General features: G+C 40.4%; 14 protein-coding genes. 4 read left to right on the top strand and 10 right to left on the bottom strand.

What is annotated here, in order from left to right; genetic code table 11:
* Nucleotides 1–237: 237 nt before the first annotated feature.
* The 10 genes from HF992_RS07495 to HF992_RS07450 form a co-directional block, all read right to left on the bottom strand.
* Complete coding sequence (locus HF992_RS07495; RefSeq protein ID WP_343032963.1) at nucleotides 238–1,575, bottom strand: D-alanyl-D-alanine carboxypeptidase family protein; 1,338 nt, start codon at nucleotides 1,573–1,575, stop codon at nucleotides 238–240.
* 302 nt (nucleotides 1,576–1,877) lie between these two features.
* Nucleotides 1,878–2,486, bottom strand: a complete 609-nt coding sequence (sodA, locus tag HF992_RS07490; RefSeq protein ID WP_168549428.1) for a superoxide dismutase SodA — start codon at nucleotides 2,484–2,486, stop codon at nucleotides 1,878–1,880.
* Between the two features lie 145 nt (nucleotides 2,487–2,631).
* On the bottom strand, nucleotides 2,632–3,660 hold the full coding sequence (gene holA / locus HF992_RS07485) for a DNA polymerase III subunit delta (RefSeq protein ID WP_168549427.1): 1,029 nt from the start codon (nucleotides 3,658–3,660) through the stop codon (nucleotides 2,632–2,634).
* 24 nt (nucleotides 3,661–3,684) lie between these two features.
* On the bottom strand, nucleotides 3,685–4,311 hold the full coding sequence (udk, locus tag HF992_RS07480) for a uridine kinase (RefSeq protein ID WP_168549426.1): 627 nt from the start codon (nucleotides 4,309–4,311) through the stop codon (nucleotides 3,685–3,687).
* A 174-nt stretch (nucleotides 4,312–4,485) separates the two neighbouring features.
* Complete coding sequence (locus HF992_RS07475; RefSeq protein ID WP_168549425.1) at nucleotides 4,486–5,487, bottom strand: LacI family DNA-binding transcriptional regulator; 1,002 nt, start codon at nucleotides 5,485–5,487, stop codon at nucleotides 4,486–4,488.
* Between the two features lie 184 nt (nucleotides 5,488–5,671).
* Complete coding sequence (locus HF992_RS07470; RefSeq protein ID WP_168549424.1) at nucleotides 5,672–6,493, bottom strand: PTS system mannose/fructose/sorbose family transporter subunit IID; 822 nt, start codon at nucleotides 6,491–6,493, stop codon at nucleotides 5,672–5,674.
* Complete coding sequence (locus tag HF992_RS07465; protein WP_168549423.1) at nucleotides 6,480–7,262, bottom strand: PTS mannose/fructose/sorbose/N-acetylgalactosamine transporter subunit IIC; 783 nt, start codon at nucleotides 7,260–7,262, stop codon at nucleotides 6,480–6,482. The genes HF992_RS07470 and HF992_RS07465 overlap by 14 nt, the downstream gene beginning before the upstream one ends.
* A 23-nt stretch (nucleotides 7,263–7,285) precedes the next feature.
* A complete protein-coding gene (locus HF992_RS07460) occupies nucleotides 7,286–7,777 on the bottom strand; it encodes a PTS sugar transporter subunit IIB (protein ID WP_168549422.1) in 492 nt (163 codons plus the stop codon).
* Nucleotides 7,778–7,787: 10 nt separating this feature from the next.
* A complete protein-coding gene (locus HF992_RS07455) occupies nucleotides 7,788–8,978 on the bottom strand; it encodes a glycoside hydrolase family 88 protein (RefSeq protein ID WP_168549421.1) in 1,191 nt (396 codons plus the stop codon).
* Between the two features lie 10 nt (nucleotides 8,979–8,988).
* Nucleotides 8,989–9,411, bottom strand: coding sequence for a PTS sugar transporter subunit IIA (locus HF992_RS07450; RefSeq protein WP_168549420.1), 423 nt, complete (start codon nucleotides 9,409–9,411; stop codon nucleotides 8,989–8,991).
* 274 nt (nucleotides 9,412–9,685) lie between these two features.
* On the opposite strand from HF992_RS07450, the gene HF992_RS07445 reads away from it, so the two are divergent.
* The 4 genes from HF992_RS07445 to HF992_RS07430 are packed head-to-tail and all read left to right on the top strand — an operon-like array spanning nucleotide 9,686 to nucleotide 12,808.
* The gene (locus HF992_RS07445; RefSeq protein ID WP_168549419.1) at nucleotides 9,686–10,477 is read left to right on the top strand and encodes a gluconate 5-dehydrogenase; all 792 of its coding nucleotides are present in this window, start codon (nucleotides 9,686–9,688) and stop codon (nucleotides 10,475–10,477) included.
* Between the two features lie 24 nt (nucleotides 10,478–10,501).
* Nucleotides 10,502–11,140, top strand: a complete 639-nt coding sequence (locus HF992_RS07440) for an RpiB/LacA/LacB family sugar-phosphate isomerase (RefSeq protein ID WP_168549418.1) — start codon at nucleotides 10,502–10,504, stop codon at nucleotides 11,138–11,140.
* 21 nt (nucleotides 11,141–11,161) lie between these two features.
* Nucleotides 11,162–12,163: a sugar kinase gene (locus HF992_RS07435; protein WP_168549417.1), complete on the top strand. Its 1,002-nt coding sequence runs from the start codon at nucleotides 11,162–11,164 to the stop codon at nucleotides 12,161–12,163.
* A 9-nt stretch (nucleotides 12,164–12,172) separates the two neighbouring features.
* On the top strand, nucleotides 12,173–12,808 hold the full coding sequence (locus HF992_RS07430) for a bifunctional 4-hydroxy-2-oxoglutarate aldolase/2-dehydro-3-deoxy-phosphogluconate aldolase (RefSeq protein ID WP_168549416.1): 636 nt from the start codon (nucleotides 12,173–12,175) through the stop codon (nucleotides 12,806–12,808).
* The last annotated feature ends 158 nt before the right edge of the window (nucleotides 12,809–12,966 follow it).

Below are 12,966 nucleotides of genomic sequence, written 5' to 3'. Positions count from 1 at the left end.
TTGGGTTTCGGAACTTTGAAAACTTCAAAACTCGCATTTTCATTGCGATAAACATAAAACAAGAGAAGACAAAGCTTGTCCTCTCTCGATGTTAGATTGGTCAACCCACTACAGTTGACAATGAGGCCTTTTTTATAGATCAGTGTTGTAGAAATTACTCCTACAACCTCTCTAAATTGGGTATCATTTTGACTCAGACGCTTTTGCATCTCAATTGAGCACTTGGATCAATCGCTTTTAGCGGCGACGTTTGCTTTGACGGCGATCTTGACGTGCTTTTTTCTCAAGTATCAGTAGGATAGCTCCTAGTCCTAACACTGCTAATCCAACCGCTCCTCCAAGTGTTAACCAATTCACCGATTTGGCTGATTTAGAAGCTGCTTCTGTCTTGCTAGCAGATTGCGTCCCAAAGTTAAAGAAACCAGCTGGTTTAGCAGCTACTTCTTGCTCCTCAGCAATAGCAGGGTTTACAGTCTCTAAGCCATTATCAACGGAAACGTGATCCTCTTGATAAACTAACTTGGGCGTTTCACCAGTCTTGACGGTTGCGTATAGGTCTTCCTCCAGAGTCACCTTTTGATCCGAAATTGTTTGTTTACCTGCCTTAGCGACTAACTGATAATCATAATCTGCGAAAGCCTTCTCTAAGAGGGCGTTGGTAAAGGGATGACGGTAATATTCACCATTCTGATCAGACCAGTGACCAACCCCCATAAGAACAGCGATCAACTCCTGTTCCCCACGTTTTGCAGTTGCTGTAATATTAAAACCAGCACTAGGACTAGAACCTGTTTTCAACCCTGTTACGCCTTCGATACCGTACTTGCCATCTGGCAGAGAGTAATTATAGGACTTAAAGGTTTCCTCATAAGGGGTTCCCTGCTTGATGGTTACCTTAGAATCATGGGTATAATCTAAAATGCCTGGAAAACGGTTGATAAAATGATAGGTCAAGGTCGCATAATCCCGCGCTGTTGTCACATTTGGGGTATAGTTGTCATGCCGTTTGGGAGCATAATAACCACCAAAAGCGCGTGCTACTGCCCCTGTCGCATTGTAAAAGGTCGTGCTGGTCATTCCAAGCTCTTTGGCCTTGGCATTCTGCAAATCGATAAAGGCATCTGGATCAGGCTCTACCAAGTTGGCCAACATCAGGGTCGCAACGTTTGAAGACGGTACTAAGGTTGCAATGATCAACTCTTCAACTGTATAACCCACACCTGCCACAATGTTGTTATTGCTAATCTCCCATAGTTTTCCCATCGCTTGATCGGTCTCAGTCGCTGTCACCACCGTATCGAGACCAAACTTCCCTTGCTCCATAGCTTCATAAACCAAGAAAAGCGCCAGCATTTTACTCATGCTTGCAGGGTCTCTTTGCTCGTCAATATTCTCTCCCCACAAGATACTCCCTGTTTTAGCATCAATAACGATCGAAGCTTTGGGCTTGTTCATTTCAAGCGCTTCTGTGTAACCAGCCTCATGGGTAATGGTCATCAGATCTTCTGCTAAAACAGTCTGATGAGGAAGGCACATTCCCAAAACAAGGGCTAAAGCAACGCTCCATTTTTTCACTCGAATTACTCCTTACTTGTCTTTAACTCTCAAAAAGTCACTTAACTAGTGTATCATAATTGTGACTAGGAGGCTAGCCAGAACCTAAAAATGCCCGAGAAATCTCGGACACCTACTTGGTAAACATGATCCTTTTGCTAGGAGCTATCCCCAATTGCGATTAGCTTCTAAAAGCAGAACAAATCCCTTCTAGACAAATCCGCTTTGATCATGCGGAAAATCGATTGATCTTGTTCGTAAGAATTGCCTAAAGGCCTTCATCTTTTTCTACTGAAACGACCAAAATCCTCAAAATAGTCTGACTAAGCTTTAGCTGCCCTGTAGAGCTCATCAACCTTAGGCCAGTTGATAATCTCAAAGAAAGCATTGATGTAGTTTGGACGAACGTTGCGGTAGTTAAGATAGTAAGCATGCTCCCAAACGTCCAAGCCAAGGATTGGTTTTAAGCCGTCCATGATTGGCGTGTCTTGGTTGGGTGTCGAAGTGACTTCAAGCTTGCCTTCTTTGTTGACCACAAGCCATGCCCAGCCTGAACCAAAACGCGTCGTTGCAGCAGCTGTGAATTTCTCTTTGAAGGCGTCAAATGAGCCAAATGTCGCATCAATGTCTGCTGCCAACTCTTCTGAAATCTCTGTCTTCTCCGGAGACAACAACTCCCAGAAAAGAGCGTGGTTGAGGTGACCACCGCCATTGTTGATCAGAGCTTGACGAATATCTGCTGGAATGCTGTCTACATTTGCCAAGAGAGCTTCCAAATCTTCTCCGATTTCTGGGTGCTTTTCAAGCGCAGCGTTGGCATTAGCCACATAGGTCGCATGGTGCTTGTCATGGTGCAGGGTCATGGTTTCCGCATCAATCTGTGGTTCTAAAGCATCGTAAGCATAAGGTAAATCTGGTAAAATAATAGCCATTTCCTAGTCCTCTTTTCTTTATTATGACTTTATTATACCTAAAAATGATAGAGCTTTCAAAAGTTTTGCCTGGAAAAATAATTCCTTTCGACCATGAACTAAGCCATCAAAGTCTCTCCGTTCCCTCAATGACAAGACAGACTCTTCAAGCTACAATCTTTAGAAGAGCCACCTCAAAAAGATAGGCCTTATCATTTAGACCTGACTTGATTTGATAGTCTGTCTCAATCAAACACTGGATGGCTTTCTGTAAGCGCTGAGTGGGCACATGACGACTATCTCTCAAGGCGTATTTAACCTGATAAGGATTGACCGTTCTTCCAAGGATATCTGAAAGAGCACTAGCCAGCTGATTTTCACTTTTTCCTTGGTCTTGTAAAAGGCGGAGCTGCAAAAAGAGACGGAGCTGATTGAGCATAATGGCGATGAGCTTGACCTCGTCTTCTCCCTGAAGCCGCAGGTCTTTTACCAGCTCACGCGCCGCCTCAATCTTGTCAGCCAAAACTAGCTGGGTCAAATCAAAAATATTATCTTGCAAGCTCTTAGGAAGAGCTAAGTCAATATCAGACTGACTAATACTCCCACTGCCCTTATAGGCTTTTAAAAGGGCTAGATTTTGACTAATTTGGCTAAAGTCAAAGTGTGATTTAACCAAGAGCTCTTCAAAACTGGCCGTATCCATCTCTAAAGAGAGGGCTTGAACCTGTTTTTTGAAATATTGGCGCAGATCAGCTTCCTTGGGCTCATTGGCTTCAAAAATCTGACCATCCCGCTTGAGTAATTTCACAATTCTGCGTTTACTATCTAATTTCCCCGGAGCGAGAAGAATTAATTTTGTCGTCTCAACAGGTGCTTCTAAATAGGCTTCCAAACGTTTGAGGTCGTCATCGGAAAGCGCTCGTTTTTTAGCAGTTGTTACATCTAGCACTTGATCCAAAATAACCAGCTTATCCTCTGCGAAAAAAGGAAGACTCTCTAAATCAATGGCGACTGTTTCAAACGCTGTCTCCCTCAAATCAAAATAGGAGACCGTCAAGTCCTGCGCTTCAAAACCGATTACACGCAAAAGAGCCTCTTTAAGTTGAGAAAACTGACCAAGATCTTCCCCAGTTAAAACAGTTAAGGGAGAAAGGCGCTCTCGATTCAAGGCTTCTATGGCTTCTATGGCTAACATGCCCTTCCCCTTTCCAATCGTCCCTTAATGACGCTCCCGAAGAATAGCCGCAATCTTTGTATTAATCAGGTCAATCGCAACAGTATTGCTAACCCCTTCAGGAATAATCACATCCGCATAACGCTTGCTCGGTTCAATAAACTGGTGGTACATGGGTTTCACCACACCAAGATACTGATCAATGACACTGTCCAAAGTCCGACCACGTTCTAAAAGGTCTCGCTTAATCCGACGAATAATCCGCACATCATCATCAGTATCCACAAAAATCTTGATATCCATCAAATCACGCAAACGCTTATCTTCAAGAACCAAAATGCCTTCTACAATAAAAACATCCTGTGGTTCTTGACGGTAAGTATTAGCCGAGCGTGTATGAGCCGTGTAGTCATAAACTGGAATATCAACCGGGCGGCCAGCTAAAAGCTCATTCAGTTGCTCAATCATGAGGTCCGTATCAAAAGCTAACGGATGGTCATAGTTGGTCGAAATACGCTCTTCAAAGGTCAGATGCCCCTGATCCTTATAGTAAGAATCGTGCTCAATCATGGCGATTTTCTCATCTGGAAAATTGGACAAAATCGCTCGCGAAACCGACGTCTTACCCCCGCCAGAACCGCCCGTCACACCGATGATAATAGGTTTTTTCATAAAATCCTCTCTTTGCTTTCCATTCATTACTTCCATTCTATCACAAGATCCAGCAAATAGAAACGGCTTGTGCCTGTTTTTCTGGGAATATCCGCTTATCAAATCAAGTACAAGCATTTTAGTTTTTTCATAACGTCAACTATTTCTCAAAAAAACTAAAATCTCTGGATAGCGTCATTGAGTCGACTCTTGCCAATTAACACCGCAATCTAGCACCTGTTGCCTTTGCTCAATATTAAGCCCTTCAATCTGATCAATTAAAATTTTAGTGGCTTGCTCTCCTTCTTCAAAAGCAGGTTGAACAATTGTTGTAACTGTTGGCGAAGCTAATTCTGTCCACTCTGTATTATCAAAACCAATTAAGCCAGTATTTAATTGTTCAAAATTAATTTCTTTTAAGGCTTTAAACACACGAGGTAGAGCCCAACAATTAGGAACAAACACAAGCGTTTTTTTATCAGGAGAAATGTTTTTCAATAAGAAAGTGACTAAATTTTCAACAGTTGTCTCAGCATCTTCAATGAGATAGGAAGTATGAGGCAGTTTGTTATCTTTTAGGGCATCAATAAAGCCTGAAGCACGCTCAATGCGAGTGCTTAGAAGACTTGTATCAGCTGTGATAATTAAAAATTCGGTGTACCCTTTTTTAATACAATTTAGGGTAACATCATAAACAGCATCATAATTATTAGTTTTAACCCAATTACTGCTATGTTCGTAGAGTTGGCTATCAAAAAAGACAACAGCTTTTTGGCTTTCTTGACTGATTTTTTCATACTTACGGAAATTAGATGTTGGCTGGATAATAAACCCATCAACTCCTAAACGGAGCATATTGTCAATATAACGTTCTTCACTTTCGGGTTCATAGTTACTATTTCCGATGATAACTTGATAACCACGACGATGTGCAATGTGTTCAATCCCCTTCACAATTTGATTGGAAAAACTATTAGTAATGTCGCCAATGAGTACTCCGATGAGTTTTGTCTGCTTAGAGTTTAGGCTGCGAGCAACAATACTCGGCTGATATCCCGTTTCATCAATAACTTTTTTGATTTTATCACGTGTTTCTTTTGACATTTTATCTAGTTTACCATTCAAATAGAAAGAAACCGTTGTTTTAGATGTTTTAGATAGCTTTGCGATGTCGTTAATCGTGACGCGTTTTTGCATGTGCCCCTCCCTTCTGTTCAGTCAAAACAGAGTTTGCGAATTCCTTATCTACAGTTATTGTAACATAGTTCTTCTGAATTTATGTCCTTGGATGATTTGATAGTTATAACTAAATAAAAAGGAATTGCCCTCTATTGGTTCAACTCCTTTTCTGCCATTTTTGGCTTAAAATAATATGGTATGATTAAGCTAAAATACCTAACCAACTGCCAAGAATACCAATGACAACGGTCAACAGTACCAATTTATAAGTTGTCCACTTTTTAGACTTGATCAAGTAGTACATCAACAAGGTGAAGGCGGCCGGTAATAAAGCAGGAGCAATTTTATCTAGCATACCTTGAATAGTGACAAATTTTTGAGAAGCATTAGTTAAATCAATTTCTTCTGCCGCAAATTGAATAGGAACAGTCATTTTTACAGAAGTTGCTGCTAAGCCTGCAATAACTGTTACACCAACAATATTAGCAATACGTGAGATCACAGCCATCTGTTCACTCAGTTTGTCAATAAAACTTGTTCCTAAGCGATAACCGTATAATCCTGTTCCTAGTTTAATTCCTGTCAAAATAATATTCATTGCCAAGAAGAATATTATTGGTCCCATGACTAAACCGTCAGCTGCTAAAGAGGCTGCAATAGTAGAAAACAGAGGTGCTAAACAAAATTGTGATAAAGAATCCCCAATACCAGCTAATGGCCCCATCAAAGCCATCTTGATATTACGACGCTCTTCTTGAGGGCGACCACTATCAAGCATCACTAAATCCATGCTAGTGATAAACGGAAGAAAATGTGGGTTTGTATTATAAAATTCGCAATTCTCTTCTAGGGCTTTATAGAAAGCTTCTTGATCATCGCCATAGTATTTTTTCAGAGCTGGATACATCACATTGGCGTAACCTAACCCTTGATAGTTACTGTAATTAAACCCATTTTGTAAAAAGAATGCTCGTAAAGCTGTTTTGGTGTAATCCTTTTTTTCTAATTTTTTAGATCCAGTCATCTTGCTCGCCTCCCTCAGTTACAATTGCTTCAACTTTATTTGGTTTGTTATAAAATTCCATTAAAGCAAACATTATTCCGACAATCGCAATACCGATAGTTGGAATTTGTAGGTAACTCGCACATACATATCCTAGTAGCACAAATGGAATCAATTCTTTTTTAGCCATGACAGACAAAATCATCGCAAAGCCAATCGCTGGCAACATTTTACCTGCAACAGTTAAACCGCTCAGCAACACAGGTGGAATATAGTCAACTAGACTAATCAAGGTGTCCATTGATAAGGTTCCAACAACGCCTAAAATAAATCCAATCACTGCAAACAGTACAATTGTTCCATTAGCAACCATTTTAAAGCCCTTCAGATTGCCGTTTCGCAGATGTTTCTTGGCACTTTCGGGTGCACCAGCGAAAGCTGTGTAGGCAAAGGTTTGTAAAAATTGAATAGCAACTGCGATTGGTGTTGATAAAGCTAAAGCGGCTTCAGGTGTTACTTTACCTGCGCTGGTAATTGCCATCAGCGTTCCAAAAATTCCTGGTCCGATAGGGTTAGGTGGCACTGTTCCTCCAGCCCCTACTCCGAAGCCCATGTAAGCTAACTCAGAAATGGCTCCCATTGCGAGGGCTGTTGGAATGTCACCGACAATAATCCCAACACCAAATGATAAAATAATACACCGATTGGTATAAATACCAAGTAACATGCCGCTAAAGCAAAAAGCAGTCCACAAGCCGATTAAAACAGCTTGAATAACATTGAGTTGCATAATGTATCCTCCTTAATTAAAAGTTAAATGTAGTCTAGTAAATTAACTTCCAATGCTCCATCATTTCCTGTCGGAGTGGTCTTGGTGTTGAAGATAATTTGATTATTTTGGTTTAAGTCTCGAATAATGGCTTTGTCTTCGGCGTCTATAAAAATAGAGCGCGTTACTTGCTCTTTTCCAGGAGCATTATGAAGATTACCTATATTTAGACTGCTTATGGGAACGCCACCTTTAATTAATGCTTGGGCATCTTTCAAATCCTTTACAATCAAGAAAATAGTTTGAGCTGGATTGGCTTTATGGATGATATCAATGACTTTTTGAATGGAGAAAAAGCGCAAAGCGATAGAATCAGGGACAACTGTTTTCATCAACGTTTGTTGAATCGCATCCTCAGCGACTGCATCATTAGCAACAATGACGGTGTTGCAATTCAGAAACTTGATCCACAATTGCCCTTGGCCGTGAATGAGCCGTTCATCGACTCTCGTCATAACAATATTTGGTTGTGTCATATCTTACTCCTTACCAATATAATTCCCAATCTTTATAGAGTCGCATCAGTGCTTCTAGGTAGAAATAATCACCCCAGATATTTCCCTCATCGACTCCTTTTCCTGAATGCCAAGAATAGACACCATGCAATAATAAAGGTCTTCCATCGCTCACTTCTTCATCGTAATAATGGTCTATCAACGACCGTAGCATCGCATGCATGGCATCTCGATAAAGAGGTTTATCACAGTCCTCATCTGAGAGATGTTTTAACATTTCATGAATACCACATACTGCAATAGCTGTCGCAGATGAATCTCGTGCATGTCCACTGCCGTCCTCAAAGATTAAATCCCAGTAAGACACATGATCCTCAGGAAGTCTATTGAGAAAATAGTGCGTCACTCCTTTGAATAATGGAACACATCCAATGTCTTTTAGCTTCCTATAAGTCAAAGGTATACCATAAATGCCCCAGGCTTGCCCTCGTGCCCAACAAGATTCATCGCTATATCCTTGCCTTGTTACGCCTTTGATAGGTGTTCCAGTCTCTGGATCAAAATAAAAGGTGTGGAATGTTGAAGCATCATCACGGATAACATGATTAGCAGAGGCGTAGAAATGCTTTTTAGCAATCTCATAGTACAAATCATTCCCAGTTTCTTCGAAGGCAAAGAACAAAAGCTGGATATTTAGCAGACAATCAATAATCAGGCGATAATGATCAGCGTGTCCTAATTCCCCCCAAGCTTGAATAAAGCCTCCCTTTTCCTGAAATCGCTCGATTAACTTATCTGCTGCTTTTAACGCCGCTTCTCTGGCTTTTGGATTATCATTGATACGATATTCAGCTACGCAAGATGGTGAATAAAGAAAACCTAAATCATGGTGGTCAAGTTCAATTCTCTGATTGACTCGGTTTAAAAATGAAAGAACATTTTGATGGGCAACTTTGCAGAAACGTTCGTCTTGACTAAATTCATAAGCTAGCCATAGACAACCAGTCCAAAAACCATTTGTCCATTCTGTATTATCCATCACAGGATAACAATTGTTTGCTGTTGCAGGGGTAGGGTATTGATTGTCGAAATACTTAATATTATGGTGTAATTTATCTATTACTTTTTTAATCGCTTGTTCGACTTCTTCACGGGTTAGGTGAGGAACTGTTGAAAATCGTTGTGGATTAGCTATCGGTTCTATGGTGATTGTTTTGATCATTGTAAACTCCTTAAATCCCATCTTCCCAGTCGTTGGCCGAAGACTTAGACAACAAGTTCTTAGCGCTTACGATTCCTTTACAAGCATCGGCAGTGAGTTTTTCAATTAAGTCATCATCCCTTTGATGATATGATAAAGCAACATTTAACAGTAGAGGCAAATTTGTGCCAGCAATGACTTGAATCTCTTGCTCTTCTTTTTGATATGCCTGAAGAGAAGCTACTTTAAATGGTGTGCCACCGAGTAAATCGCAGAGAATAAGCACTTCTGTCTTATCTTTAAGAGATTGTCGTAATTGCTCTTCGAGTTCCTCGCTTGACATTGATTCAATAAAATCAATAACGGTTATTCTCTCTTGAGTCCCTGCAATAAGTTCTAGAGAAGAGAGAAGTCCACTAGCAAAGTGTCCGTGACCCATTAAGATAATTTCCAAGTAATCACATCCTTTCAGAAAGTTTTTTAGTAAATCGGTTTACTTGAATTATACTCCTCTCCTTTTTTATTGTCAAGCGTTTTCTTAAAAAAGTTAGCGGTTTCTTTCGTGTGCTACTTTTTGTTATTTAATTTAAAAATTAGGAAATATTTTATAAGCCTATCCAAAAATTAAAAATGAAGATTAAATCAAGCTAAATAATTGACTTATTTTTTAGCAAGATGTAGAATCTAAGTAAATCGGTTTACAAAATAAAACTAACGGAGGTTTCCATATGTCTCAATTCTCTTTGGAAGGAAAAATCGCCCTCATTACAGGTGCATCGTACGGTATAGGTTTTTCTATCGCTCAAGCCTTGGCTGGTGCAGGTGCAACAATTGTCTTCAATGATATCTCTCAAGAATTTGTGGACAAGGGCTTAGCAAATTATAGCCAAGCTGGTATTACAGCACATGGGTATGTTTGCGATGTCACTGATGAATCAGGCATTCAGAAAATGGTTAAACAAATTGAACAAGAAGTTGGTATCATTGATATTTTAGTGAATAATGCAGGTATTATTAAACGAACCCCAATGCTCGAAATGGAGGTTAAAGATTTCCGTCAAGTTATTGATATTGACTTGACAGCTCCATTTATTGTTGCAAAAGCAGTATTACCATCTATGATTAAAAAAGGACACGGTAAAATCATTAATATTTGTTCAATGATGAGTGAGTTAGGGCGTGAAACGGTAAGTGCCTACGCAGCTGCCAAAGGTGGTCTCAAAATGTTGACTAAAAACATTGCCTCCGAGTACGGTAGCGCCAATATCCAATGTAATGGCATTGGTCCTGGTTATATCGCGACGCCTCAAACGGCTCCTTTACGTGAAAAACAGGCTGATGGAACTCCGCATCCGTTCGACCAATTCATTATTGCTAAGACACCTGCTGCACGTTGGGGAGAACCTGAAGATTTAGCTGGACCAGCTGTCTTTTTAGCCAGCGATGCTAGTAACTTTGTTAACGGTCACATTCTCTATGTGGATGGCGGCATCTTGGCATACATCGGAAAACAACCCTAATAAACAAGAAAGGATATTCTACTCATGAAAATTGCACTAATCAACGAAAACAGCCAAGCAGCAAAAAATAGTATCATCTTTGAGGCTCTAAAAACCGTTGCTGATGCAAAGGGCTTTGAAAGTTTTAATTATGGCATGTATGGTCAAGATGGGGAAAGCCAACTGACTTATGTGCAAAACGGACTACTGACTGCCATCTTACTAAACAGCGGTGCAGCCGATTTTGTTATTACCGGCTGCGGAACAGGCATTGGAGCAATGCTTGCTTGCAACAGCTTCCCCGGTGTTGTCTGTGGCTTTGCAGCTGATCCGCTTGATGCCTATCTGTTCTCACAAGTTAACGGTGGAAACGCTCTTTCTCTTCCTTATGCCAAAGGTTTCGGATGGGGGGCTGAATTAAACCTTCGCTATATATTTGAACGTTTATTTGAAGAAAAATTTGGTGGAGGCTATCCAAAAGAGCGTGTTATTCCTGAACAGCGTAATGCTCGTATTTTAAATGATGTAAAAAGTGTTACCCATCGTCCGATGATTGATATTTTAAAAATGATTGATCAAGAGTTTCTAAAAGAAACTATTTCGGGAGAACACTTCCAGAATCTTTTTTTCAAACATTGTCAGGAGCAAGAAATTGCAGATTATCTTCGTGGGTTATTAAACTAGTTATTAGGCAGAGGAGTACTTATGGGAAAATTATTACTCTTTGGTGAACCGCTTATTCGGTTAACTTCTCCTAATTCAGGTAAATTCCATGATGGTTGCTCTGTAGATTTATTTTACGGTGGCTCTGAGGTTAATATCGCTTGTGCTTTGGAAGGTTTTGGAAGGAGAACCAAATTGTTTACGGCTGTTCCAGATAATCTAATCGGCGACAGTTTTCTACAATTCTTACATAGTCACGGTATTGACAGTCAGACTATTTTGCGCACTGGAGAACGTCTGGGGATTTATTATGTTGAAGAGGGTTTTGGTTGCCGTCCTGGAAAAGTATACTATGACCGTCAATTCACCAGCATCTCAACCATTCAACCACAGTCGCTTGATGTTAATAAAATATTTCAAGACGTTAGCCATTTTCATTTTAGCGGGATTACTTTAGCGCTGGGGCAGCCCGTTCAAGCTATTGCTAAACGGTTGTTAGAAGAAGCTAAACAAAGAGGAATCACTATTTCATTTGACCTTAATTTGCGAACTCAACTTATCTCTGTTTCAGAAGCTAAACAGTTGTTTTCAACATTTGCACCTTATGCTGACTATTGTTTCGGCATTGAACCGCTGATGTTGGACGAATTTGACGTACAGTTATTCGACAGAGAACGAGCGTCTCTTGAGGAACTGAAAAAACGTATGAGAGAGTTGAAGAAGCTTTATCAGTTTAAAGCAATTTTTCATACGGTTAGACAATCCAATGAGGATGGAACAACACAGTATCAGGCATATGGTTACGATGATCAACTCTATTCCTCTGTTCAGCTACGAACAAAGGTTCTTCAACGAATTGGTAGCGGAGATGCCTTTGTTGCTGGGGCTCTTCATCAATTGTTAAATGGAGCTTCTTACCAGAGGGTGGTTGATTTTGCGGTTGCTTCTGGCATCTACAAATGTACTCTGATCGAAGATACGATGCACGAGTCTTGCTCTGCTATTGACCAATTGCTATACCATCAGAAAGACATTATACGCTAAGGAGGGATTATGAAGAAATCAGAGGTAATCATGGCCCTGCAAAAGACAGCCACTGTTGCAGTCATCAGAGGGAATACGCATGAGGATGCTTTACAAGCCGCAAAGGCTTGTATTGACGGAGGAATGACAGCTATTGAGTTGACATACACTAACCCTAAAGCCAGTGAGATTATTTCGGAACTGGCGTCCTGTTATTCAAATCAGCCCAATATTTTGATTGGTGCAGGAACAGTATTAGATGCAGAAACAGCTCGTTTAGCGATTTTGGCAGGCGCTAGTTATATTGTTTCCCCATCTTTCCATAGGGAGACCGCAAGACTTTGTAACCGATATGCGATTCCCTACATCCCGGGATGCATGACTCTAACAGAAATGGTGACGGCTCTGGAGGCCGGTTGTGAGATCGTCAAACTTTTCCCTGGTAGTATGGCTAGTCCAAGCTATATCAAAGCAATCAAAGCCCCTCTCCCACAACTATCTATTATGGTGACAGGCGGTGTTAATCTATCAAATGCTTTGGACTGGTTTGAAGCAGGTGCTGATATGATTGGTATTGGCGGAGACTTTAATACGTTTATTGCTCAGGGAGACTTCGCAACAATCAAAGAACTCGCTAAGCAATACAGCCAACTTTTATCGCGCTAATATTTTTTGGGACCCCAGGCAAGCTAAATATGTCTGGGGTCTTAAACTAGATTTCAATGGCAACGGGTATCACCTAATGCAAGCTTTAACTATCACATAAGTTCATTTTATCGAAAAAATTTAAGATGGCACATTATTTTTATAATTTTTGTGCTAAT

Source organism: Streptococcus ovuberis, from assembly GCF_012396585.1.
Lineage (GTDB): Bacteria > Bacillota > Bacilli > Lactobacillales > Streptococcaceae > Streptococcus > Streptococcus ovuberis.
Note: the sequence above shows the minus strand (reverse complement) of the source record. Positions and strands in the feature narration are given on the sequence as shown.

Bases quoted from the DNA above. Each gene is read 5' to 3' on its own strand.
- sodA (WP_168549428.1), bottom strand. From the start codon at position 2,486: ATGGCTATTATTTTACCAGATTTACCTTATGCTTACGATGCTTTAGAA.
- holA (WP_168549427.1), bottom strand. From the start codon at position 3,660: ATGTTAGCCATAGAAGCCATAGAAGCCTTGAATCGAGAGCGCCTTTCT.
- udk (WP_168549426.1), bottom strand. From the start codon at position 4,311: ATGAAAAAACCTATTATCATCGGTGTGACGGGCGGTTCTGGCGGGGGT.
- HF992_RS07475 (WP_168549425.1), bottom strand. From the start codon at position 5,487: ATGCAAAAACGCGTCACGATTAACGACATCGCAAAGCTATCTAAAACA.
- HF992_RS07470 (WP_168549424.1), bottom strand. From the start codon at position 6,493: ATGACTGGATCTAAAAAATTAGAAAAAAAGGATTACACCAAAACAGCT.
- HF992_RS07465 (WP_168549423.1), bottom strand. From the start codon at position 7,262: ATGCAACTCAATGTTATTCAAGCTGTTTTAATCGGCTTGTGGACTGCT.
- HF992_RS07460 (WP_168549422.1), bottom strand. From the start codon at position 7,777: ATGACACAACCAAATATTGTTATGACGAGAGTCGATGAACGGCTCATT.
- HF992_RS07455 (WP_168549421.1), bottom strand. From the start codon at position 8,978: ATGATCAAAACAATCACCATAGAACCGATAGCTAATCCACAACGATTT.
- HF992_RS07445 (WP_168549419.1), top strand. From the start codon at position 9,686: ATGTCTCAATTCTCTTTGGAAGGAAAAATCGCCCTCATTACAGGTGCA.
- HF992_RS07440 (WP_168549418.1), top strand. From the start codon at position 10,502: ATGAAAATTGCACTAATCAACGAAAACAGCCAAGCAGCAAAAAATAGT.
- HF992_RS07435 (WP_168549417.1), top strand. From the start codon at position 11,162: ATGGGAAAATTATTACTCTTTGGTGAACCGCTTATTCGGTTAACTTCT.
- HF992_RS07430 (WP_168549416.1), top strand. From the start codon at position 12,173: ATGAAGAAATCAGAGGTAATCATGGCCCTGCAAAAGACAGCCACTGTT.